Source organism: Pseudomonas sp. PME37.24/025, assembly GCF_055556615.1.
Genome location: NZ_JBVHNK010000003.1, coordinates 1 through 23601 on the forward strand (window position 1 = coordinate 1; position 23601 = coordinate 23601).

The 23601-nt window shown below is 52.6% G+C and carries 16 protein-coding genes and 1 pseudogene; 9 read left to right on the plus strand and 8 right to left on the minus strand.

Going from position 1 to position 23601, the window contains the following annotated elements:
• Nucleotides 1-72: 72 nt before the first annotated feature.
• From tnpA to ACZ3HH_RS06030, 3 genes are all read right to left on the minus strand, one after another.
• The gene (tnpA, locus tag ACZ3HH_RS06020) at nt 73-384 is read right to left on the minus strand and encodes an IS66-like element accessory protein TnpA (protein WP_465803410.1); all 312 of its coding nucleotides are present in this window, start codon (nt 382-384) and stop codon (nt 73-75) included.
• 199 nt (nt 385-583) lie between these two features.
• Nucleotides 584-817, minus strand: coding sequence for a BPSL0761 family protein (locus ACZ3HH_RS06025; protein WP_465803412.1), 234 nt, complete (start codon nt 815-817; stop codon nt 584-586).
• Between the two features lie 165 nt (nt 818-982).
• Complete coding sequence (locus ACZ3HH_RS06030) at nt 983-1765, minus strand: SIR2 family NAD-dependent protein deacylase (RefSeq protein WP_465803413.1); 783 nt, start codon at nt 1763-1765, stop codon at nt 983-985.
• Nucleotides 1766-1871: 106 nt separating this feature from the next.
• Between ACZ3HH_RS06030 and ACZ3HH_RS06035 the strand changes: the two genes are divergently transcribed.
• On the plus strand, nt 1872-2081 hold the full coding sequence (locus tag ACZ3HH_RS06035; protein WP_465803415.1) for a hypothetical protein: 210 nt from the start codon (nt 1872-1874) through the stop codon (nt 2079-2081).
• A gap of 50 nt (nt 2082-2131) precedes the next feature.
• On the opposite strand, the gene ACZ3HH_RS06040 is transcribed toward ACZ3HH_RS06035, so the two are convergent.
• Nucleotides 2132-2623 (minus strand): hypothetical protein, encoded by a 492-nt coding sequence (locus tag ACZ3HH_RS06040; protein WP_465803416.1) that lies wholly within the window; start codon nt 2621-2623, stop codon nt 2132-2134.
• 3049 nt (nt 2624-5672) lie between these two features.
• Here ACZ3HH_RS06040 and ACZ3HH_RS06045 point away from each other — a divergent pair.
• The 7 genes and pseudogenes from ACZ3HH_RS06045 to ACZ3HH_RS06075 all read left to right on the plus strand — a co-directional run bounded on the left by ACZ3HH_RS06045 (nt 5673) and on the right by ACZ3HH_RS06075 (nt 18779).
• Nucleotides 5673-7607, plus strand: coding sequence for a hypothetical protein (locus ACZ3HH_RS06045; protein WP_465803418.1), 1935 nt, complete (start codon nt 5673-5675; stop codon nt 7605-7607).
• 8 nt (nt 7608-7615) lie between these two features.
• Nucleotides 7616-8554 (plus strand): TniB family NTP-binding protein, encoded by a 939-nt coding sequence (locus ACZ3HH_RS06050; RefSeq protein WP_465803419.1) that lies wholly within the window; start codon nt 7616-7618, stop codon nt 8552-8554.
• Nucleotides 8547-10478, plus strand: coding sequence for a TniQ family protein (locus tag ACZ3HH_RS06055; protein ID WP_465803420.1), 1932 nt, complete (start codon nt 8547-8549; stop codon nt 10476-10478). Before ACZ3HH_RS06050 ends, ACZ3HH_RS06055 begins: the two co-directional genes overlap by 8 nt.
• A gap of 459 nt (nt 10479-10937) precedes the next feature.
• A pseudogene (locus tag ACZ3HH_RS06060) lies at nt 10938-11249 on the plus strand (response regulator); the annotation flags it as partial.
• A 255-nt stretch (nt 11250-11504) separates the two neighbouring features.
• Nucleotides 11505-12131: a response regulator gene (locus tag ACZ3HH_RS06065; protein ID WP_367372443.1), complete on the plus strand. Its 627-nt coding sequence runs from the start codon at nt 11505-11507 to the stop codon at nt 12129-12131.
• 8 nt (nt 12132-12139) lie between these two features.
• Nucleotides 12140-15784 (plus strand): transporter substrate-binding domain-containing protein, encoded by a 3645-nt coding sequence (locus ACZ3HH_RS06070; RefSeq protein ID WP_465803422.1) that lies wholly within the window; start codon nt 12140-12142, stop codon nt 15782-15784.
• 49 nt (nt 15785-15833) lie between these two features.
• Complete coding sequence (locus ACZ3HH_RS06075) at nt 15834-18779, plus strand: HD domain-containing phosphohydrolase (RefSeq protein WP_465803424.1); 2946 nt, start codon at nt 15834-15836, stop codon at nt 18777-18779.
• On the opposite strand, the gene ACZ3HH_RS06080 is transcribed toward ACZ3HH_RS06075, so the two are convergent.
• Both ACZ3HH_RS06080 and ACZ3HH_RS06085 read right to left on the minus strand, forming a co-directional pair.
• Nucleotides 18780-19262, minus strand: a complete 483-nt coding sequence (locus ACZ3HH_RS06080) for a GAF domain-containing protein (protein ID WP_007940023.1) — start codon at nt 19260-19262, stop codon at nt 18780-18782.
• Nucleotides 19259-20149 carry an ATP-binding protein gene (locus tag ACZ3HH_RS06085; protein WP_465803426.1) on the minus strand — a complete coding sequence of 297 codons (891 nt, stop codon included), beginning with the start codon at nt 20147-20149 and terminating at the stop codon, nt 19259-19261. The genes ACZ3HH_RS06080 and ACZ3HH_RS06085 overlap by 4 nt, the downstream gene beginning before the upstream one ends.
• 154 nt (nt 20150-20303) lie before the next feature.
• Between ACZ3HH_RS06085 and ACZ3HH_RS06090 the strand changes: the two genes are divergently transcribed.
• Nucleotides 20304-22625: a hybrid sensor histidine kinase/response regulator gene (locus tag ACZ3HH_RS06090; protein ID WP_465803427.1), complete on the plus strand. Its 2322-nt coding sequence runs from the start codon at nt 20304-20306 to the stop codon at nt 22623-22625.
• Here ACZ3HH_RS06090 and ACZ3HH_RS06095 read toward each other — a convergent pair.
• Nucleotides 22609-23070: a MarR family winged helix-turn-helix transcriptional regulator gene (locus tag ACZ3HH_RS06095; protein WP_465803428.1), complete on the minus strand. Its 462-nt coding sequence runs from the start codon at nt 23068-23070 to the stop codon at nt 22609-22611. The genes ACZ3HH_RS06090 and ACZ3HH_RS06095 overlap by 17 nt on opposite strands.
• Nucleotides 23067-23552: a glutathione peroxidase gene (locus ACZ3HH_RS06100; RefSeq protein WP_465803429.1), complete on the minus strand. Its 486-nt coding sequence runs from the start codon at nt 23550-23552 to the stop codon at nt 23067-23069. The genes ACZ3HH_RS06095 and ACZ3HH_RS06100 overlap by 4 nt, the downstream gene beginning before the upstream one ends.
• Between the last annotated feature and the right edge of the window lie 49 nt (nt 23553-23601).

Consider the following 23601-nt stretch of genomic DNA (forward strand, 5'->3'; position numbering starts at 1 on the left):
AGTGTCCACGTATTTTTAAGTGGAGAACATCGCCCTTATCGCGGGGATCGGGTAGGTGACTTTGGCGGACGGTTACAGTCCACGGACAAAGCAGGCGCAACCTTCAGGATCGGACGCTGGCCATTTCACTGTGATCGATTGCTCACCAAGCGGCAGCTCAATGGTCGCCAACGCTTCCACCTGCCGTTTAGGCGTAGCTTTCAACGGAACGAAAGCCGGCAACGCCGCTGGTAGCTGATCTCGATAAAGCGGTAGCCACTTGCGGATAACGTTGGCATTAATGCCGTGGCTGATGGCAACGCTGGATAGTGTTGCGCCCGGTTGCAGACATTCCTGAACAACCTGGGCTTTGAACTGTTTCGGGTAAGAGCTTCGTTGGCGCATGGAAATCCTGACGTTAAGGGCGATCGCGTCCGCTTAAAAAAACGCGGACACCATCGCCCTTAATGCTGGAGTTCGGAAGGTGTGTTCGCCGGCCCCTTACTCATAAGCGTCCCCACCATGATCTAAACGATCAAAAGATTGAGCAGTTTCAGACGTTTTCACACAGCGTGGGTCGGAAGTTGCCTGTCGTGATGAGCTGCTACCAGTCTTCAGTTGAGGAGCAAAAAACGGGGCCAAATACACCTATCCCTAATTTTTTTGCTTGCTCTTCAATTCGGCCAGCCTGGAGCACATCATGCTTAGTGGGAAAGTGGCGTAAAAGGAAGTGAGCGTTTTGTCTAACGCGTTCGGGCACTTCTGTGTCGCGAGCAAGTTCCGTCAAGAAAGCATGAGTTTGTGCGACGGACCTGCTCCGTTCAAATGGCATCGTCATTTAAGCCTCCACACGTTGAGGTCGTCAGTCCAAGACAAGGCGACCAAATTCGGTCACCTATAATCGCTCTATAATCGCTCTATAATTCCCTATAAACCTGCGCCGTAAGCGGCCGCCTGTAGCGGTCTAATGGGCAGATCAGGAACGCGTGTTCGAAACGTGGCTTCAAGGCTCAAGCTTCCTGATCTTACCCGTCTCTATCCTTTCGAGCAGCATCGACAGTACTTCAGCGGCAGCCCCCATCAGCATGAACTCCCTCGGTTCACCCATTGCAACGTCGACCTTGTTCACATGAATGACCGAAGCTCCCGACGCCAATGCAAGGTCGGGAAGGCCTGCGGCAGGCATAACGATTCCGGAGGTGCCGACTGAGACCAGCAGATCGCAATCCTTCACCAACTGCACTGCGGCCTTCCAAGCTTGGGGCGGCAAATCCTCACCGTACCAGACCACCGCAGGACGCATTTTGCCGTTACAACGCTGACACCTAGGCGGCTCGATCAGGGCGCCCTCATCCGGCACTGCTGATTGATCGGGTGACACAACCGCAGGCCGGTGGCAGGCGAAGCATTTGGGCATTGCCAAACTGCCATGCAAATGCACCACATTGAACGAGCCGGCTCGCTCATGGAGGTCGTCAATATTCTGGGTGATAACAGACACCTGGCGCTGGGAGTTAGCTAGGCGAGGTATTGCACGATGTGCGGCATTGGGCTCTGCTTGAGCAACGCGAAGCCGCCGCCACAGATACCATCCCCAGACCAAGGCGGGGTTCTCCCGAAAGGCCTTGGCCGTCTCCAAATCCCTTGGATCGGATCCTGTCCAGATTCCAGACAGTTTTTCGCGGTACGTGGGAATGCCGCTATCGGCGGAGATGCCAGCACCGGTGAAAAAGACCACCTTCCTGGCCTTTTGCAGTGCGTCTACAGCTTGCTCTATGACTGTCATGCTACCCCTCCCAGCCTCAGTTGCTTTCCACAAGTAGCAACTGGCAGCTAATTGCATCGAAGGCCGCCACGCCCTGCTACGCTTTGCCCTTCACGGAGGAAACACCATGCCCACCTCAGACCTGCTGCCGTCCCTGTTGTCCAAGCTCAATGAAAACCAACTCGCCTTGGAAGCAGCCATCCTAGAACTTTCAAACTGGGTAGAGCAGCGTGGTGCGGTAGAAGTCGCGGATAACGTACGCGGCGCCCTGGTGGCGATCGACCGAAATGAAGAATTCATCAAGCTGACCCTCGCGTTAATGATGACGCCAGAGTGAAGATCGGAAGCGAGCTGTGTCCCGCGAAATACGATAACGGGGGGAGTGATCTACCCCTTCAACACAGCCGGAGACAAGAGGTCATCGTCTGTCGATCCGCTTTTGTCACTGTCAGGACTGCTGACTTTCGGTTTTCGACGACGAGTGTTGCCAGACGGGAGATCCGTACCTAGTCCCGCCAGCGGGCCGGATGGCTCCAGGCTTTCATCGCGATGGCGCAGGTTATTGATCAGCCGCTCATCGAGTGCGCCAAATCCCAAAGTCGTTTCTTCCCCCTCTGGCTCAACATCCTCGGCGTCTGGGGCCAAGTAGCCAGGGCTGAGCAAATAATGCGAAAGCAGTTTGTGCTGGGGATATCGATTCTCAAAAAGCGGTAACAACCCATTGAAAATTTCTTCCCCGGCGGGTGCCCCGGCAACCCGCCGAATTACAAACTCGGCGATGGCCAGGCGGACCTCGATCTCGCTCGAGTTAAGCGGAAGCTCCTCTGCGGTTTCTTCAAACCATTGGTAACTACCGTATCTCAGAGGCTGATCAGACATCTTCGGACACCCGTAGCGAATGGATCGCCGCGATGAGCAAGACCGTACACCAACATCCGGCCAATCGTTATCAGCTGGCTGTCGTTAAAGTGAATGCGGCAGCGAAGTCCAACATACTTCAAGCGGGAGGCCAATGAAACCACCGGAATCCTGTGTACGCCCGCGGGAGGGTCGCAGCCGTACATGCGGCAACAAGCGCCAGGATGACGACGTCGAAGATGGTCGCCAGAGTGAACGCTCTTGCCAGGCCCCTCCTCAGCCATTTAACCGTCGAGGCCGCCTTCGGGTCTGGCCCAGCTCAAGCTCGACCACCTCCGCGAATGACGCATTCGGGTTTCCCTTCAGCTCGAAGCCGGCACTAAACGACGAAAAAGGCCACTTCACAGGCACGCAAACACCGTGAGGGCGGGCGGCTTATGCATCCGTCGACCATCTATTTACTGCGCAGCGGAAAGACAGCGGCATACTTTTGCAAGGTGTCGTATTATTGTATGTAACCAAGCATTGGCCGATGTTGGAGTATTAAACGTCCAATCGGCATCAAAACTTCTTGGAGGTTAACAATAGGTTATAAGTGAAGCCGTCATTGCGGCGAATGACCGCGAGGGTCTACGCCCTGAATAATCGCTGGTCACCCGTAAAATGATACCGAATTTTCGACTATTTTCCCGATAAACGGTCATCACCTTGGGTAACTTTAGATTATCCCGCATCAACAAGCCTTACAAACTAGCGTTCGATCACAAACTTTGTACACTGTAATTACATGCAACGTACTACAGTTCAAAAAAGTATTGTGTATGGCATAAAGACATCAATACCCCTTGAGGTAAAAAATCAAACAAGGTTGGTGGCCTAATGCTAGCGCTTGGCTACTGCTGCCATAAGCAGTCGCACAGGTGGTTGAATGCTCCGAAGGACTCGCCAAATCACCGGCAATAACATGTGGCACTTGGAATTTTGCAAAAACCAGCGCTAGCGATGCCCCATAAGCAACTGACTTGGTATTAGTGCAGCTCTTGCTCGCGAATACGTAAGGTGAGCGGGCCCGCGAAAGCAAACGGCTCAGCAGATATAAAGGGAGGAACGACGCTTAAACATGCAGCGACTGCTATACAAACAATAAAACTGCTATGAAGTTAAAAGCGGCGTTAAAAAGACAAAAAAATTAACTAGCCGCCTTATCGAACGCAGCCAAGCAACATCTTCAATTAAGCATAAACTTACCAACTAAGTGCGAGCTCGCAGATTACGACACACCTAGATCTAAAATCGGTTTACATATCCATCTTCTTCAGAACACATAAGACCAACACACCATCCCCTGAAGTAAAACCATCTATCTCAGATATACGAACCCCCTTCAAAAAAGCGAATGAAACATATAATGAAAAGTGGGACAAGTACAAAAATACTGAACACAGCTAAATTAAACCAAGCCTGTGACTAACCAGCCAACTATAGCGGGAGTAGTAAATTCAGTGTCTAGCTTATCTGAACGAAGCCCTTTAACTTTCAAAGCGGGAAGCGGCGAAACAGACTCCTGCAATAAATCACGTCCAGTAATACTCCCAACCGAACGCGGTGCTAGTCCGATACATCGAGTCGTCGGTTGATCTAAGCGAAACACATCAATGGTCAATCAATGGTCGCTAAGGAATGGCGCCCCAGGCGCAAACTCACGTCAGCTTACCTTTACAGCATGAGCACTGCGCCAAGCCACTCTCCAGACCGGTCCGCAAACGCCAGCCGATTGGTGCCATCACCACCATCCGAAGTGTCAACACTTTTTGGCACGCGTGAAAACGAACACTGATCACTGGCACCGCAAAGCATTTACCAACCAAGGTAAACTTTTACCAACTAAGGTAAATAACTTACACACGAAGCAATATAACTCGTTCTATTTATTGATATTTTTGAAAATTGTAACAATCATCGTTTACCAGTAGAAAAAAGAATGAACCAGGCGTACATTTACCCTCATCAAGCAAAAGCAATCATTACCATCAGCCACCAATAAAGGGCCGTCATTTAAGATCAAATATCATTTCATCGCCATTCAAATGAGAGGCATTTAAACCAATTTTTATTTTTCTAGAAGGACGAGTGTTTAGTATTTGTTGAATCCTTAAAAATTTTAGCTATCGAGACCCGCTTCTCAACAGTCAACAAGGGATGGAAAAACGCCCAAGCTCTTAGAGGACATTTACTACAGAAAACACGCGACGATAACGCGAAACAACTTAATACGGTCATCGCTTCATCATGAAACCAGAGGGTGGTCATCATGTTTGATCGAAACTGGCGGCCTTCGCATGCCGCCCCTGCACGCGACGTACGTAAAAAACGCTTCGGCAAATCGTTGGTCTACTTTCCATCGAGAAAAAATCACGTCCAACTCATCTGCGAGAGTCACAACGAAGCCTATATGTGTTGGCTTTTGGAGTATCAACACCACGTCACTCAATATTACATACAACCCGTCAGTTACAGGTATGACTCCACCAAAAAATCTTGTCAATATACGCCAGACTTTTTCGTTAAATGCGATGACGGCCATGCTTACTTTATTGAGTTAAAGGGAAGCCTGTCAGAACTTTCCAGCCACTATCACTCCGTATTAGACAGTTTCGCAACTGCGGCGGCCATGTTGGGCTATGGCTTTGAAACATTCAACCTGGCTGAGTTTGCTAAGGATGGTACCCTAGATAATCTCGCACTCCTATACTCGCGTTCGCACCGGGTCACAGACTATGAGCTACGGCAACTCATGAGTTGTCTCTGCACATGGACGGGGCCGCTCTCGATCTCACTCCTGCTTTCGCACGAATCACACCCATCATTAAGGGCAATATGCTCCGCTATATTTGATCAACAGCTAAATTTTGATCTCCGTAACACACTCACCTTGAACACGCCGTTATTCAAACCGAAGATTCAAGAGCCTTAAAAGTTTATTAAAGTATAAATCGCTGCTTAATCGGCGCATTGAAACATACGGAATATCTCCATTTCCACGGCATAAAACTCAAACATGAGTGTAGTCATGGATACCTACCCCATAATTCACCCCGGCAGCCAATACAATCTTTATGGAAAGGTATATGAAGTAATCACGGTCGAAACAACTCGAATCTCGCTCCGCTCAGTACAGAGTAAACACCCACTATTCTTCAGCCCAGAATTATTTAACGCTTTAGCCTTGAAGGGCGAAATCCGACTGCATGCGTCGGCCCTCATCGACCAGTCCTATGAAATTTGCCTGCAGTGCCTTTCAACAAAACAGCAGATGGCGGCACAACGAAAAATTTATTATGTCAGAGGTCTTAATGAATATTTTCAAGGGCCATTACCAAAGAGTGAGGTTAAAATAGAAGCAGCGCGCCTGGCGAAGCTTTATAACAACGACAAACCGCCTTGTTACACTTCCCTTTATACGTGGTGTCGAATTTACCGTGAGTCCAATTTTAGTCTAGCGTCGCTGATCAAAGCTCCCAGCCGTCGAGCTCGAGGAAAAAAACTTAGCTCAGAGACAGACACAATAATATCAGACTTCATCCATAAATTTTATTTGCAACCCAAACACCCAACCATAAAAACACTGCAGAAGCTTATTCACGCGTATATCGACAACGAGAATGATGCCCGCAGTGCCTATTCGACGATAAAAATTGACGTACCATCGACATCCACTGTCAAAAGACACATTAAACGCATCAATGAATATTACAAAGACATTAAACAGCTTGGCCGAAAGCAAGCGGAGAAAAGCAATAACTACAGTACAAAACAAACCCCCTCGAATGTATTGTTGAGACTCGTCCAAGGCGACTCACATGAAATGGACATTCTGATTGTTGACCATATAGGTAGAATTCTCGGGCGCCCTTGGTTACATGTCTTAGTAGAAGTGTCCACACGTTACATCATCGGATACGAACTCTCGCTCACGCCCCCATGTGCTGAAAAATTTCTAAAATCACTTCGCATGGCATTAACATCTGAAGACGAATCGCGTTACGGTGGTCGAACGGTGGAAATCACCGTTGATAATGGCGCAGAGGCCGCCAACGGCTCAGTCCAAAATGTCGGACATTTACTTTGTATCAATATCCACTACGCACCTCCTGGTACGCCTAATGCTAAAGCAATAGTCGAGCGTTTCTTTGGCACACTTAACACTCAACTCACTCACGCGATGGAGGGTTCCACAGGGTCTAATCCCGTCATTGGAAATTTTTACAGCTCTGAAAACGGTGCCTGTTTTCAGCTTAGTGAACTTGTTCAGATTTTTGATCGCTTTGTTTATGGCGTCTACCACAACGAATACCACCAGACAATTCGCACGTCACCAAACGAAGCATGGGCTTCCGCGCTACGCAATCAATTGCCACCTGAGCGCTATACGTCAGCAGCACTCAACGGTCTTTTCCGACTACCGTTACATAAACGCATAAATAACGGCCGAGTTCAACATGCGAATCTCTCCTGGACCGGTCCCGCTCTACCAGACATAGCTACCCGATTAAGCGCAAAACAAAAAGCAACGGTTTATCTTGATATTACTGACCTTTCAACTGTTTGGGTGGCTCACCCAGACAAACCTACCGAACTGTTCGAAGCCTATGCAACCGCACCTCTCTATCAAAACAACCTGACACTGTATGCACATGAACTTGTACAGAAACAACTGAAATTAGACGAAAAGAAATTTGACGCAAACTTGGCACGCCAAGCCCTCCTGGAAATCTACGACATGATATGGGAAATCAAATTCAACGCAAAATCAAAATCACGCAATCCAAGTCGACAAGATAAAAAACTGCTACAAGCAGCAGAAAGATTAGGAATATCAAAGACATATAAACAAGCAGCAAATGCACAAATAGAAACCACAAGCGCTGCTCAACTGCCATTAACATTTGTCAACGAAATCGCCCCAACACAATTAGACGAATTCCCGACCTATATTCTTCCATAGGTGACACCATGATTTTATCCACTGCTATGCAAATGAAGATATTAGAATTTAAAAAAACTATAGTCATGCACCCCCAATATTCTACTGCAATTGAGACTATGCTTCACGGAATGGACGCTACGTATCTTCGAGGCGAACCTTGTTCAACGCTGTTGATCGGTGAATCCGGCACCGGGAAAAGCACCGCATGTGCACATATGATTAATATCGTTGGCGGGAAACAAACGATTTACTGTGATACCGGATGCACGAAACAAGTTCATGCCTTTGACTGCGCAGTACCAGCAACCTACTCGATAAATGATCTATGCATCGAGATGCTGAAACAACTCGGTGACGCCCCTGAAACTGGCAAACTCTCAACACATCAAAATAGACTCTTTCGGTTGCTGATTACTTGTGAAACCCGATTGATTATTATCGATGATATTCACGACCTCCTTAATCGCGGCGCCGAAAAAACCTGGAAAAACGTCTGTAAATGGATCAAGTATATTGCCAACACTACGGGTATACCAATTATTCTTTCCGGCAAATCCAAAGCAGAATCATTGATTAACCAATATGAAGAATTGGACGGGCGCTACCCGTACCGCGCCCGATTGCACAATATTAAATACGATGAAATATTTGTATCCATACTTTCCAAGCTAAACTTGGAAATGAATCGTTTCGGCGAATTTACCACCCCACTGCATATAACAGACAGTCAAATTTCAGGGGCCTTCTATCTTCATACTCACGGAAACATGCGAGAACTCAGAACCATTCTGCTTGAGATCATGCTTGCCGCGGCAACCCGCGGTGATCATACGGTTATTCCTAGCGACTGCATCTACGCGGCAGACAAACTCAATAAAATGGCCCCGGATCTTAAATATATCAATCCTTTTAAGTTGCCGTGGTCGCTAATCAAACAAAAAATTGAAGAACTTGAAAATGCTTAATCTTATATTTTGGCCGAAACCTTATCACAACGAAAGCCCTTCCAGTTTATTCTCAAGAGCTGCGTTTCACAATGGCTATAGCAACGCTAGGTCTTTCGCACGATCCATCGGACACAACGTATATATTGGATTTAACAATCTATTTAACGATCAGCAACTCAGTAATTTTTTCCTAAAAAATAACGATAACCCCTATTCAGAGTACGATATTTTTTATTTCCAATCGTTGCAACTCAAAGCAACGCATCGTATAAATATTGCTGGGATGACAGTACCATCAAGCGCATGTCGATTTAGAGCTCATTTTTGCCCTCTGTGTCTTCAAGACGGGTACTGGAGATTCATTCAAGATATTGAGTTTATAAAGGTGTGCCCCTATCACCAGGTGGAGTACCTTAATAGCTGCCCGGCGTGCGGAAAAAAATATGACTGGTCATCCGTCAATGGCCCCTATTGTAGGTGCCACTATGATTTACGCCTCGCCGACACTGTTCACTCTGACGATGTCGGCCCGCTAAACTTTCTAAATTTATTTATTTCTGGCGATCAGGATGCAACAGATCGTTTTTTTGCCGCCATCGATTGCCTTAAATATCCGCTATTAACCTCGAAAAAAATAGATAACGAGCTGATTCTCGCCACCAATATCGCAGAAAAGCATAAAAATTATTTTCATTTTTATATTGCTACCAAAATCAAAAATCATCCCAACCTTAGCCCTAAGACTATATTATCGCCATGGATGCTTAGTCGAGATCAGTGGATCCGTGACACTGCCAATAATTTTGTATCAACGCTGCGATCAACCAATCAATACGGTTGCTCAGAAAGTAACTGCTGCGGTGCGATCGCCTTTACTTTTAACGAACTGTGTTCCGTATTGCAAACGAATAGAGAAGCAACTCGATCGATTATCACAAATCATAAATTTGAAAAAATCACCATTTCTGACAGAGTATTTTACAAACGTAATAATATTTGTAGATCGATCAAAAACAGTATTGAAGAAAGGACTAGGGTTCCGATCCCGGAGACACACTTAAGAGAAGAGTTTGAAAGCATTGAAGAGATCCAACTCACCCACCGTCTTTCAGCTACAAAAATTAGGAAGCTCATAGACTCCGGATACTTTCATGACGGAATCATTTTTGGAAAAAGAGATAGTATTCTAATTAGCAAAGACGCATTGGATCATTTCGCTCAGCATTATATAACAGAAAACTTCCTGTCACGGACATACTCACTAAACATATTCACAATACGCGCTATATTAAAACACGCAGGAATCTCAGCATCATCTGGCGACCCAAACATTGCTGACTTGCCCTACGTCTATCAGCGACAGAATATAACTGGTGATATACAAAAACTGTTGAAAATACGCGCAAACAAGCCAAAACACATTAGAACATTGGCCAGAGGTCCGACTTCTGCCTGGCACTTTGCGGACGTCCTCAACATCGAACGACGTACCTTATACACAATCTTGGATAAGAAAATCATCGAGGAACTCAACTCACTTTACAACGCCCAGACCAAAACTTTTGCGCAGCCAGAAACGGCGATGAATATTCTTGTTCACTGGCGCGACCAGTTCAAAACCAATGTGGAACTGGCAAAACATCTCAACATTGATTGCAACCTTCTCGGGAGAAGATTTGAACATATCAATGCTACTAAACCAGTTATCATTGGCACACAAAAATTTTACCATTCCATTATATGGAAGGAGATCGAACGCCAACTTATGCTTTACGTTCCCGCATGTGCAGTAATCTCCCATGCGCACCTTTCCACTTATAGCTTCCGCAGTTTGATAAAAAACGGCTTTATTATACCAATTGACTCGAACAACCCTGCTTACTGCCCCAAAATGTCTTTATACAATCTATCTGACGTCCTTTTGCAATCTGAAACTCGCTAGACCAATCATATTCCAATGCCTGCCATTGGGGTCTACCCCCTTTTTTTAGCAATTCAGCCCACAGTAAACGCGCAATCTCACTGGCATTGAGTTGAGAAAGCTTTCCAGCGCGCTCCCCCTGCCCACTCTCTAAGGCCACTCCAGCCAAATGTTAGATAGTATTAATGGCCTATACGCTTTGAAACAGTTCAGTCGAAGGGCTATCGTTCGTCTTTGCGCAGCTTAATATTTTGTGCGAAGCACGAACCGAGCCTCCCAACTGCTCATGTTGAAACTAGCTTTAAGTTAAAGTACGTACAACACCCTGAAAATATTATCATAAAATAAATTCACAATTAAATGGACCAAGACCTTGAAAATTCAGGATCTATTGGTTTTTTATTTCAAATTAATGATCCAACCACCCTTCCAACAGCTCTAAATCACGCCCCTCGATTCAAAATCTAATGATTCTCGTTGTATGGCTTCACCCAATTGACTGCCACTGACAGTGCCGAAGCCGCCTTGCAACAAATGCTCAAGGCTGCGCAACCGTTCGATATTCTTTTGTGCGACCAATGCCTGCCTGACCTTCCAGGCCTCGACTTGATCGAATACGCCAGTCGCCGGGGGATGATCAGGCAGGCAATACTTTTGAGCAGCCTGACATCCGTCGAACTGGACCAACTTAAAATAATGGCCCACGAACATGGACTGCCCTTGCTCGGTTACTTGATCAAACCATTGAAACAATCAGACTTCAGAAACTTGTTGACCTTGGCCTCATCATAAAAACGCAAAAACCCAAACGCACTAAAGCCATGACAAGAATAAAGACCCACAGCTCTAACTCAATATTTTTAATCTCTTGATTACCCCTCAAAACTTTTGCCCTTCCTCATGCAAAACCTAGTTGATACGTAGTCCGATTCCTCTTCGGTTGTAGGACTTTTCCTGTATTGCTGCTACAGCCCCCTCAGTTCATGCGGCGCCTCAACTATCTGAGCTAAGGTGCGCGCTTTATTTGTGCACGTATGGGATTTGATTATGAACTCCGTTTTTATTGTCGACGATCACCCTGTTATCCGCCTTGCCGTTCGAATGCTGCTGGAACATGAAGGTTACAAAGTCGTCGGCGAAACTGACAATGGGGTCGATGCAATGCAGATGGTTCGCGAATGCATGCCTGACCTGATCATCCTCGACATCAGCATTCCCAAACTGGATGGGCTGGAAGTTCTTTCCCGTTTCAACGCCATGAGTACACCCTTAAAAACACTGGTATTAACTGCACAGTGCCCAACACTTTTTGGTATTCGCTGCATGCAGTCCGGTGCATCGGGCTATGTCTGCAAGCAGGAAGACCTCAGTGAACTGATGAGTGCGATCAAAGCGGTCTTATCAGGTTACAACTACTTTCCCAGTCAAGCCTTGAACCCTGTTCGTCGTGACGACGCGCGCTGGTCCGACCTGGAATTGTTTAAATCTGTCAACGATCGAGAGCTGATGGTATTACAACTTTTCGCCCAAGGTCGCACCAACAAAGAAATTGCCAAGGGCATGTTTCTCAGCAACAAAACGGTCAGTACTTATAAAAAAAGACTCATGCAGAAACTCAAAGCCAAATCCCTGGTTGAACTCATCGATATGGCAAAACGTAACGCGTTAGTGTGAGAAACAGGATGCCCAGCCGCTTGAAGGATCATCTAATACTCATGGCCGCGGGTTTATGCCTGAGCACCTCATTACTCGCGGCCAAGACAGCCGGCGAGCATTACTCCCTGCTCAGTCGCTCGACGGCCGGGCACATGGAAGTCCAACTGGATACCTCACAACGACAATGGGTTAAAGACAAACGTGAATTGATCCTGGGTACATCGGCCCCGGATTATCCTCCTTTCGACCTGACCCTCAGCGGCCACGACTATGAAGGTTTGACCGCCGATTACGCTGGTATCCTCGGCAAGGCCATAGGGTTGCCGATCAAGGTGCAGCGTTTCGCATCCCGGGGGGCCGCGATCGAGGCGCTGGAAAAAGGCCAGGTCGACATGCTCGGCACCGCCAATGGGTTCGAAGCCGACAACGCTGACATTGCCTTATCCATGCCTTATGCGGTGGATCAACCCGTACTGGTGACACGAGAAGGAGAAACCAGATCGCTGACCGATGGACTTGCCGGCATGCGGCTCAGCATGGTGTATCACTATCTGCCTCTGGATGAGGTAAGGGCGCTGTATCCGAAGGCCATCATTACCTCCTATCCGTCCTACCAGAATGCGATCAATGCGGTTGCCTTCGACCAGGCCGACGTTTTTCTCGGCGACACCATTTCAACCCACTACATGATCAACAAGGGGTATCTGAACAACATCCGCATGGCCAACTTCGGTAAACACGAAGCCCATGGTTTCAGCTTTGCCGTGCAGAAGGACAACCCGAATCTGCTCGCAATCATCAACGTGGTACTCAAGACCATCCCCACCAGCGAGCGAGAAAACATTGCCAAACGCTGGAGTGCCGGCAGCGACATTCTTCTCACCGATCACAAACTGCAACTCAGCCACCGTGAAGAACGCTGGCTGGCACAACATCCGGTTGTGCGTGTCGTGGTTAATGAAGCGTTTGCGCCGTTGTCGTTTTTCGACAGCGACGGCAACTTTCGAGGTGTCACGGCTGATCTGCTCGAGCTAATCAGATTGCGCACCGGTTTGCGTTTCGAAATCCAGCGCAGCCGAAGCGATGACGAGATGATCGAGCAGATCGCTAACCATCAGGCTGACCTGATCGCCGCCCTGCTCCCCAGCATCCAACGTGAAACGACGTTGAATTTCAGCCGCCCCTATCTGGAAAACTCCTTTGTGCTGCTGACGCGCAAAGCGGCCGACAGCCCGACAAATCTCACGCAATTGCAGGACAAACGCCTGGCCATCGCCCAAGGCAATCCACTGGTGGATTACCTGCGTAGCGAGTTTCCGCGGATCAATCTGGTTGAAACTCCGGACACGTTCAGCGCCGTGGAGTTGCTCGCCGGGGGCCAGGCAGAAGGTGCGGTGAACTCACTGGTGATCGCCAACTACTTCATCTCATCGCGGATCTTCGAACAGACACTTCAGATCAGCACCACCATCGGCACCCGACAGGCAGCGTTTTCCCTGGCGACCGGGCGCGACGCCAAAGAATTGAATGCCATCCTCGACAAGGCGCTGCTGAGCATTGCACCGGAGAAACTGGGCATCATTAACAACCGCTGGCGTGGCTATTCGACGCCCTCGCAGAATACTTGGCGCAACTATCACCGAGTGTTCTATCAGATCGTTACAGGCGCTGGTGTTTTACTGCTGATATCCGTTGCCTGGAACGCCTATATGAGACGTCAGATAAAACAGCGTCAGGCGGCCGAACGCGCATTGAACGATCAACTGGAATTTATGCGATCACTGGTCAATGGCACACCTCATCCCATTTATGTCCGTGATCGCCAGGGGTTGCAGCAAAGCTGCAACGACAGTTACCTGGAAACCTTCTGCGCGAAACGCGAAGACATCATCGGTAAAGGCGTCACGCAGGGCTGCTTCAGCAACGCCTTCGAAGCACGGGAATATCAGGCGGACTACCAGCGCGTCATGGCCGAGGGTACGCCGCTGATTTTCGACCGTCCGTTGCACATCGACGACCGCAAGCTGACGATCTATCACTGGATTCTTCCCTATCGCGACTCGAGCGGTGACGTGCAAGGCATCATTGGCGGCTGGATTGACATCAGCGAACGGCGGCAACTGTTTGATGAGTTGCGGGCAGCGAAAGAGCGCGCCGATGAAGCCAACCGAGCTAAAAGCACCTTTCTGGCGACCATGAGCCATGAGATCCGCACGCCCATGAATGCAATCATCGGCATGCTTGAACTGACACTCAAGCGTATCGATCACCGTCATCCGGATCGACCAGCCATCGACGTCGCGTACCACTCGGCGAAAGACCTGCTGGAACTGATCGGGGACATTCTCGATATTGCGCGTATCGAATCCGGGCGTCTGAGCCTGAGCCCGGAGCGCGTCAATCTGGCTGAAACCGTCGCCTCGGTGGTGCGGATTTTCGACGGGCTGGCCCGGCAGAAAAATCTCGGGCTGCAACTGGAGTTCAGCCCTGCTAAACCGACGACTGATGTCCTGTTGGACCCGATGCGCTTCAAGCAGGTGCTGTCCAATCTGATCAGCAATGCCATCAAGTTTACGCAACAGGGCCAAGTCAGGATCAGCGTAGAGTTGCAGCCGACCGACGAGCCCGAGCGAGTTGACCTGCAATTGCTGGTTGAAGACAGTGGTGCAGGAATCAGCGAGCAGGATCAACAGCGGTTGTTCGAGCCTTTCGTCCAGGCCCATAACTCCAGCCAGTCAGCCAGAGGCGGCGCGGGGCTTGGCCTGGTGATCAGCCGCAATCTATGCGAAAGGATGGGCGGCAGCCTGCAACTGAACAGTCAGCCGGGAGTCGGCACACAGGTTCGGGTTTCACTGAGCCTGGCCACCCTGCCAACGGAACGGATGCCGGAACCTGCCGAGCCGCGAATCCACCCGAGCGCGGCCCCCTTGAACGTGCTGGTGGTCGACGATCACCCGGCCAATCGCTTGCTCATGTGCCAGCAACTGGAGTTTCTGGGGCATCGATTCAACGTCGCTGCGGATGGCGAGGAGGGGTTCGAGGCATGGAAGAATCAGCCATTCGATTTGGTGATTGCAGATTGCAACATGCCGATCATGAATGGATATGAGCTGGTCCGTGCCATTCGCCAATATGAACAGCAACTGCAGCGCCCTCCCTGTACCGTTTTGGGTTTCACCGCCAACGCGCAGCCGGAGGAAAGACAGCGCTGCAAACTGGCCGGGATGGACGATTGCCTGTTCAAGCCCCTCAGCCTGACGGCCTTGAGCCAATGGGTCGAAGGCATCACGCCGAGGGTCCGCGAGCCGGCCTTCAGCCTGGAGGGGCTGCACCTGTTGACCGGTGGCAACCCGACACTGAACCAGCGATTGTTGACCGAACTGCTGAACAGCAACCGCCTGGACCGCAAAGCGCTGCTGGCGTTATCCGAGTCAAAGGACCGGCAGTCATTCCTCGACATTGCCCACAAAATCAAGGGCGCGGCCCGAATCGTCCAGGCCTCCCGACTGATCGACAGCTGCGAGGCGCTTGAACAGGCCTGCAACAACAGGTTCCACCACGATGAAGTGGCCGATTGCAGCAAATCCATGGAGCGCGCCATGCTCGAACTCGAGCAGGCGTTGCAACAACAGATGGCACGCCATGACAAAAGCACAATGCAGGAGCATTAACTATGCTTGGAGGCTGAGCAGTGTGTTAATCATCATGGAGAAAGCTGCAATGCCCAGCCCACTGCGCCCGGATCAACGCCGGTTCCCTCTGCACATCCATATCAGCGTGATGTTCACCTTCCTGTTGTTACTGACCGGGGTGGTACTGGGCATTTTCAACTATCGGCAAACCACCCAGATCATTCTTTCCAGCAGCGAAAAACTCTTCAACCGCATCGAGCAGGATGTCCGTCTGGACCTGCATCGCACCTATCAGCCGATTCGCCATCTGCTGAGCCTGCTGGCGGATATTCCGGCGACCCAGGCGCCCGACCTTGAAAAGCGCCTGGCGTTGCTCAAGCCCTTCAGCCAATCACTCAAGGACAACCCCGATCTGGCCTCGTTATATCTGGGTTACAGCAATGGCGACTTCTTCATGGTTCGTCCTTTGCCGACCGGAGCCCTGAAAGCACTGGTCAAGGCACCCGACACGGCGGCGTACCAGGTATGGAGCATCGAACACTCAAGCAGCGGCCAGATCCGCTCCCAATCATTGTTTTTCGATCAGAACCTGGCCCTCATCAGTCATCAGGACAACCCCGACGAAACCTACGATCCTCGTGCCCGCGCCTGGTTCTCCAGCGCCCGCGGCAACCGTGATCAGATCACCACCGAGCCCTACCTTTTTTTCTCCACCCACAATGTCGGCACCACACTGGCCCGGAGCAGTGGCAAGCATGCGGTGATCGGGGCCGACCTTACGCTGGCTGAACTGTCGGCGACCCTGGCCGAACATGTGGTGACCCCCAGTACCGAAATTGTGCTGTTCGATGCCGAGGGTAATGCCATCGCCTACCCCGACAGTAGCAAACTGATTGTCGACGACCAGACGGCGCGGTTGACCAAAGCCGCAGACCTGAGCCCCACACTCGCGGCGCTGCTCACCAGCCCCGCCGAGGTCAATCGATTGAACGCCGCAGGTCGTCAATGGATCGTGGCGCGCAGCAGCATCCAGGAGGGTGGCCCGCAGGGACTGCAACTGGCACTACTGGTGCCGGAGGACGAATTGCTCGTCGATGCCTACCGCATGCGCTGGCAAGGCGCGTTGATTACCCTGGCGACGCTGCTGTTGTGCCTGCCGATGGGTTGGCTGACCTCGAGAATCCTGGTCAAACCCTTACGCGCCCTCGTGCAGGAAGCCGATGCAATTCGCAGTTTCGATTTCAATTTTCCGTCCTCCCGTCGCTCGCCGGTGCTTGAAGTCGACCAATTGAGCGTGTCGATGGCGCGCATGAAAGACACCTTGGCGAGTTTTTTCCAGATCACCGACAGCCTGAGCGCCGAGACCCGTTTCGCCCCGCTGCTGCAACGGGTGCTGTTTGAAACCGTGAAGATCGGCCAGGCCCAGGCCGGTCTACTCTACCTGCGGGAAAGTGATGACGATCGCGTGGAGCCTCATGCGCTAGTCATCAATGGCGGCTCACAGGCATTGCCGTCATTCGCCATTCAAGGACACACGCCTCAGGATCTGCAGAGCCCTCAATGGATGCAGAAATTGTCGAGCACCAACAATGTCGTCACCAGCCTGGGTTTTGAAGAGGCGGGGGATTTGCAGAAGGTTTTGCTAGCACTGGAGTGCCCACGGGTTCATCTGATCGGTATCCGGCTGCACAATCGTCATAACGAAACAGTCGGGCTGCTGATCCTGCTGCTGGCCGACAGCGGCACGCAGGACGACCTGGAAAAACTTCGCCCGGACCGCATCGCGTTTCTCCAGGCGGTTTCCGGTGCCGCCGCAGTGAGTATCGAAAGTCAGCGCCTGCAAGCCAAACAGAAACAGTTGCTGGACTCTTTTATTCAACTGCTGGCTGGCGCGATCGATGCCAAGAGTCCCTATACCGGCGGGCACTGCCAGCGGGTGCCGGTACTGACGCTGATGCTGGCGCAGGCGGCCGCAGCCAGTCAGGACCCGGCTTTCAGCAGCTATCAGCCCACAGAAGATGAGTGGGAAACCCTGCACATCGCCGCCTGGCTGCATGATTGCGGCAAGATCACCACGCCTGAATACGTGGTCGACAAAGCCACGAAGCTTGAAACCCTGTACGACCGCATCCACGAAATCCGCACCCGTTTCGAAGTGCTCAAGCGTGATGCCTGGATCAACTATTGGCAGGCCATCGCCCAGGGAGGAGACGAACAGCATCTGGCGCAATTGCGCAATGCGAACCTGGCGGCGCTGGATGATGATTTCGCGTTCATCGCCCGCTGCAATCTCGGCAGCGAGGCCATGGCCGAGGCCGATCTGCAACGCCTGAACACCATCGCCCAACGCACCTGGACCCGAACCCTGGATGATCGACTGGGGGTTTCGTGGGAAGAGAACCGTCGCCAGGCCCGGACCCCGACGCCGACCCTGCCGGTCAGCGAGCCGCTGCTGGCGGATAAACCCGAACACTTGCTCGAACGCGCCGACAGCGAACTGATCCCGGCCGATAATCCGTGGGGGTTCAAGCTCGACGTGCCGCGCTACAAGTACAACCGGGGCGAGCTCTACAACCTGAGCATCACCCGAGGCACCCTGACCCGCGAGGAGCGTTACATCATCAATCATCACATGGTGCAGACGATTCTGATGCTCAATCACCTGCCCTTCCCCGGCCACCTCAATAACATCGCGGAGATCGCCGGCGGCCACCACGAGAAAATGGACGGCACCGGTTATCCCAAACGGTTGAAACGCGAAGACATGAGCTTGCCGGCGCGGATGATGGCGATAGCCGATATTTTCGAAGCGCTGACCGCCGCCGATCGCCCCTACAAGAAAGCCAAGTCCTTGAACGAAGCGCTGGGCATCATGGCCACCATGTGCCGTGACGCCCACATTGACGCTGAGTTGTTCGGGCTGTTCATCAACGACGAAGTCTACTTGCAGTACGCCAACCGTTTTCTCGACCCACGACAGATTGATGCGGTCGACCCGTCAAGCCTGCTGATCAAGGCCGGCTTGATGGCCTGATCAGCAGTCGGTCAGACGCAGGAAAATCGCCGCCAGTTGTTCGATACCGGCCTGATCGTCAGCGGTAAAACGTGCGAGTTTCGGGCTGTCGAGGTCCAGCACACCGATCAGTCGACCGTCCTTGACCAGCGGCACTACCAGTTCGCTGTTCGAGGCACTGTCGCACGCGATGTGCCCGGGGAACGCATGTACATCTTCGACCCGTTGAGTCTGCAAGGTGGCCGCTGCCGCCCCGCACACACCGCGACCGAATGGAATTCGTACACAGGCGATCTGCCCCTGAAACGGGCCAAGCACCAGTTCTTCGTTGCGATTAAGGTAGAAACCGGCCCAGTTCAGGTCATCGAGCTGGTTGAACAAAAACGCCGAAAATTGTGCGGCGTTGGCGATAAAATCACGCTCGTCTGCCAGCAGTGATTCCAGCTGTGCCCATAGCATGCCGTAGCCCTCCAGGCCCTGGCCGCTCTTTTGTAAATCGATCATGCCCTGTGCTCCAACAGCTTCAGCCCGACCCAATAGCGGGCAAATTGATACGCGCAACGTCCGTTGCGATTGCCCCGGCCCGTGGCCCAGCGCACTGCGAGGATGTCCAGCGCTTCGTCACGCTGCCACTCAAGGCCGGCCTTGTCAGCCAATTGGCCGATCCAGTGTTCGACGACGTTGAGGAAATGTTCCTGAGTAAATGGATAGAACGACAGCCACAGACCAAAACGATCCGACAGCGCGATCTTGTCTTCCACCGCCTCACTGGGATGGAGTTCGCCATCGACCCTTTTCCAGTTCTCGTTATCGCTTTCCTTTTCCGGCACCAGATGACGGCGGTTGGAAGTGGCGTACAGCAGAACGTTGTCTGGCGCCTGTTCGAGCGAACCATCGAGCACGCTCTTGAGCACGCGGTAATCGCCCTCACCCGATTCGAACGACAGGTCATCGCAGAACAGCACAAAGCGCTGCGGCAACTTGGCGATCTGCTCGACCACGCGCGGCAAGTCCGCCAAGTGATCGCGTTCGATCTCGATCAGCCGCAGGCCGCTTTTGGCGTGTTCCGACAGCAAGGCGCGCACCAGCGAAGATTTACCAGTGCCACGCGAGCCCCAGAGCAAGGCGTGGTTGGCCGGCATGCCGTCGAGGAACTGTCGGGTGTTGCGGCCCAATTGCTCCAGTTGCCGGTCAACGCCGATCAGGTCGGACAAACGCGTGTCGAGGCTGACTTGCAGCGGCAACAAAAAACCGCTGCGCCCCTCGCGCTGCCAGCGTGCGGCCAGGCAGTGCGTCCAGTCGATGGCTTGCCGAGGCGCGGGAAGCAGCGGCTCGATACGGGCCAGAACGGCATCGGCGCGTTCAAGAAAAGCATTCAATCGGGAATCCACGTCTTCTCCTCGGGCACGTTCACGGTAATGATGGCGGTACAACGACGAAACACAGCATCTACACCCCCTACAGGTGTTTTGCGAGAACATCGGTATCCATTGATGATCGACTATGCTTGAGCAGCGAAGGGAAACGGAAGTGGTTCAACATCCCATGGATATCAAATTCAGCCACCGGCTGTCGTACAAACAAGCCAGGCTTACGGTACTGGCCGGCTTCATTCTGGGCACGCTGCTCAGCCTGCTGCAAATAGGCATCGATTATGCCAGCGAAGACGCCTCCATCAACCGCGAAATACTGTCGTTGCTGGAAATCAGCCATAACCCTGCGTCCCGCATCGCCTACAACATCGATGCCGAACTCGCTCAGGAACTGGCCCTGGGTCTGCTGCGCTCCCCGGCAATCATCGGCGCGCAATTGACCGACAACAACAATACCGTGCTGGCCAACGTCAAACGTCCTGGCCTGGAAAACAATGACCGGATGATCAGCGACTTCCTGTTCGGCGCCAACCGGCAATTCGCAGACCGCCTTTACCTGGACCACTTGCCGGACGAATCCCTCGGGACCTTGCACCTGGAAGTCGATACCTACACCTTCGGCAGTCGTTTCCTGCGTCGGGCCGAAGTGACCCTGCTCAACGGCTTCGCGCGCAGCCTGATTCTCACGGGTATTCTGCTGGCGCTGTTTTACGTGATGCTGACCAAACCGCTGGTGCGGGTCATCCGCGAACTCAGTGGCCGTGATCCGCGCAGCGCGGAACCGACGTTGCTGGAATGTCCAACAGGGCATGAAAACGATGAAATCGGGGTCTTGGTCGAGGTCGCCAATCAGCAGTTCGAAAACATTGCCACCGAAATCCAGCAGCGGCGCAACGCCGAAAACCGCCTGACCGACTACCTCTCGCAACTGGAAAACATCGTCTCGGCCCGCACCGCGGAACTCAAGGCGATCAATACCCGCCTCAGCCAATCCAACGAGGAACTGGAAGTCGCCCGCAGCACTGCCCTGGACATGGCCGAAGCGCGCTCGGTGTTCCTGGCCAACATGAGTCATGAAATCCGCACGCCCCTCAACGGTCTGCTGGGGATGATCGCGCTCTCGCTGGACGGCCCGCTCAATGCCGAGCAGCAGCAACAGCTGTCCATCGCCCATGACTCGGGAAAAGTGCTGGTGGAACTGCTCAACGATATTCTCGACCTGTCGAAGTTCGATGCCGGCCAGCTCGAACTCGAACACATTCCATTCGACCTTGGTTCGCTGATCGAAGACACCGCCAACCTGCTGTCCCAGAACGCCGCGCCGAGTGTCGAGTTGGCATGCCTGATCGACCCGCAATTTCCCGCACTGGTGCTCGGCGATCCGACCCGGGTCCGGCAGATTGTCAGCAACCTGTTGTCCAACGCCCTCAAGTTCACCCGTTTCGGGCGGGTCGATGTGCGACTTTCCACGTTCGAAGACGGCGTACGGATCGAAGTCTGCGACACTGGCATCGGCATCGCCCAGGATGCGCAGGTCAAAATCTTCCAGCCATTCACCCAGGCCGGTGCCGGTATTACCCGGCAATTCGGTGGGACCGGGTTGGGTCTGGCGCTGACTTATAGCCTCTGCGAAGCCATGCAGGGGCGTTTGACGATCAGCTCGGAAGCGGGATTCGGCAGTCAGTTCTGCGCCGATCTGCCCCTACCCTGCCATACCCGGGCCATTTCCCCGGCAGCGCTGCGGGGCAACATCGTCGCGATCACCGCCGCCAGCAGCGGTCTGGCGGAATTGTTGAGCAGTCTGCTGCCCGGCTGGGGGCTCGACTATCAGCAGCGTTCCATCGATGACCGGTTGATCGGTCTGGAGCCGGATGTGCTGATTACCGACTGTCCCGAATGCCTGTTTGGCCTGCGTCCTGGCTTCACCGCGCCGATTCTGCTGGTGACCGCTTACGGCAGTTTCCTGCCCGGCGAGCAAGCCAACGCCCTGGCGCCCTTGCAGCAACAGGCTAGGCCTCTGGCGCGCAATGCGCTTTACCAGGCATTGCGGCGGATCTTGCAGCCGGAACTCACCACGATCAACGGCGCCCGGATCGAAGCCATCTCACTCCAGCGACGCGGACGCATCCTGCTGGTGGAGGACAACCCGGTCAATCAGTTGGTGGCCAAGGGAATGCTCGGAAAACTCGGTTGCGAGGTGAGCGTCGCGGCCCACGGCGGTGAAGCGCTGGATCAACTTGAGCAGAGCGAATTCGATCTGGTGCTGATGGACTGCAACATGCCGGTGATGGATGGCTATGAAGCCAGTCGGCAGATTCGTCGCAGCGGGCGCTGGCCACAGTTGCCCATCGTCGCCCTGACCGCCAACGCCATGTCCGAAGAACGCGAACGCTGCCGTGCGGCGGGCATGAGTGACTACCTGGCCAAACCCTTCCGCCGGGAAGAACTGGCCGCCCTGCTCGACTTGTGGATACCCACTACGACAGCGCTTTGATTTGCCCCAGCAGGTGATCGAGGCCATCGCGCAGATCATTCAGGCGATCCAGATCGACGCCGCTATCGCACAACAGCCGGGCCTTGAGCGGCCCGACCTGATCGCGCAAGGCCTTGCCGGCGGGCGACAGGCTCAAGTGCACCTCACGTTCATCGCGCGCCGAACGCTGACGCTGCACCAGCCGCAGTTGCTCAAGCCGTTTGAGCAGTGGCGTCAAGGTCCCGGAATCCAGCGCCAGACGCTCACCCAAGGCCTTGACCGTCGGCTGCTCCGGCGCCGCCTCCTGCCATTCCCACAGCACCAGCATCGCCAGGTATTGCGGATAGGTCAGGCCCAGCTGATCGAGCATCGGCTTGTAGGCTCGGATCACCGCCCGAGACGCGGCGTACAGCTTGAAGCAGAGTTGACTGTCGAGCTTCAGCGAATCAACGGACAACGCGTTCATTTGAGCAGGGCTTCGATCTCGAGGCTCAGGTCCTGCGGTTTAGTCGCCGGAGCGAAGCGCTTGACCAACTGGCCGTCCTTGCCGATCAGGAACTTGGTGAAGTTCCACTTGATGCCTTGGGAACCCAAAACGCCCGGTGCGCGCTTTTTCAGCTGAACGAACAGGGGGTGGGCGTCGGCACCATTCACTTCGATCTTCTTGAACAGCGGGAAGCTCACCCCGTAATTCAACTCGCAGAATTCGGAAATCGCCCCCTCGTTACCCGGCTCTTGCTTGCCGAACTGATTGCAGGGGAAGCCAAGCACCACCAGGCCTTGATCCTTGTACGTCTGCCACAGCTCTTCGAGGCCTTTGTACTGCGGGGTGAACCCGCATTTGCTGGCGGTGTTGACCACCAGAACCGCTTTGCCGGCGAAATCGGCCAAGGTCTTTTGCTCGCCCTTGATGGTGGTGCAAGGGATGCTCAGCAGGTTGTCGCTCATGGCACGAACTCCGAGTGGAAGAACAAAGACCAAACATAGCGAGCAATTG

Excerpts from the sequence above, each read along its gene's own strand:
- ACZ3HH_RS06090 (WP_465803427.1), top strand. The coding sequence starts at position 20,304 with ATGGATATCAAATTCAGCCACCGGCTGTCGTACAAACAAGCCAGGCTT.
- ACZ3HH_RS06035 (WP_465803415.1), top strand. The coding sequence starts at position 1,872 with ATGCCCACCTCAGACCTGCTGCCGTCCCTGTTGTCCAAGCTCAATGAA.
- ACZ3HH_RS06080 (WP_007940023.1), bottom strand. The coding sequence starts at position 19,262 with ATGATCGATTTACAAAAGAGCGGCCAGGGCCTGGAGGGCTACGGCATG.
- ACZ3HH_RS06045 (WP_465803418.1), top strand. The coding sequence starts at position 5,673 with ATGGATACCTACCCCATAATTCACCCCGGCAGCCAATACAATCTTTAT.
- ACZ3HH_RS06055 (WP_465803420.1), top strand. The coding sequence starts at position 8,547 with ATGCTTAATCTTATATTTTGGCCGAAACCTTATCACAACGAAAGCCCT.
- tnpA (WP_465803410.1), bottom strand. The coding sequence starts at position 384 with ATGCGCCAACGAAGCTCTTACCCGAAACAGTTCAAAGCCCAGGTTGTT.
- ACZ3HH_RS06095 (WP_465803428.1), bottom strand. The coding sequence starts at position 23,070 with ATGAACGCGTTGTCCGTTGATTCGCTGAAGCTCGACAGTCAACTCTGC.
- ACZ3HH_RS06070 (WP_465803422.1), top strand. The coding sequence starts at position 12,140 with ATGCCCAGCCGCTTGAAGGATCATCTAATACTCATGGCCGCGGGTTTA.
- ACZ3HH_RS06075 (WP_465803424.1), top strand. The coding sequence starts at position 15,834 with ATGCCCAGCCCACTGCGCCCGGATCAACGCCGGTTCCCTCTGCACATC.
- ACZ3HH_RS06065 (WP_367372443.1), top strand. The coding sequence starts at position 11,505 with ATGAACTCCGTTTTTATTGTCGACGATCACCCTGTTATCCGCCTTGCC.
- ACZ3HH_RS06050 (WP_465803419.1), top strand. The coding sequence starts at position 7,616 with ATGATTTTATCCACTGCTATGCAAATGAAGATATTAGAATTTAAAAAA.
- ACZ3HH_RS06040 (WP_465803416.1), bottom strand. The coding sequence starts at position 2,623 with ATGTCTGATCAGCCTCTGAGATACGGTAGTTACCAATGGTTTGAAGAA.
- ACZ3HH_RS06030 (WP_465803413.1), bottom strand. The coding sequence starts at position 1,765 with ATGACAGTCATAGAGCAAGCTGTAGACGCACTGCAAAAGGCCAGGAAG.
- ACZ3HH_RS06025 (WP_465803412.1), bottom strand. The coding sequence starts at position 817 with ATGACGATGCCATTTGAACGGAGCAGGTCCGTCGCACAAACTCATGCT.
- ACZ3HH_RS06100 (WP_465803429.1), bottom strand. The coding sequence starts at position 23,552 with ATGAGCGACAACCTGCTGAGCATCCCTTGCACCACCATCAAGGGCGAG.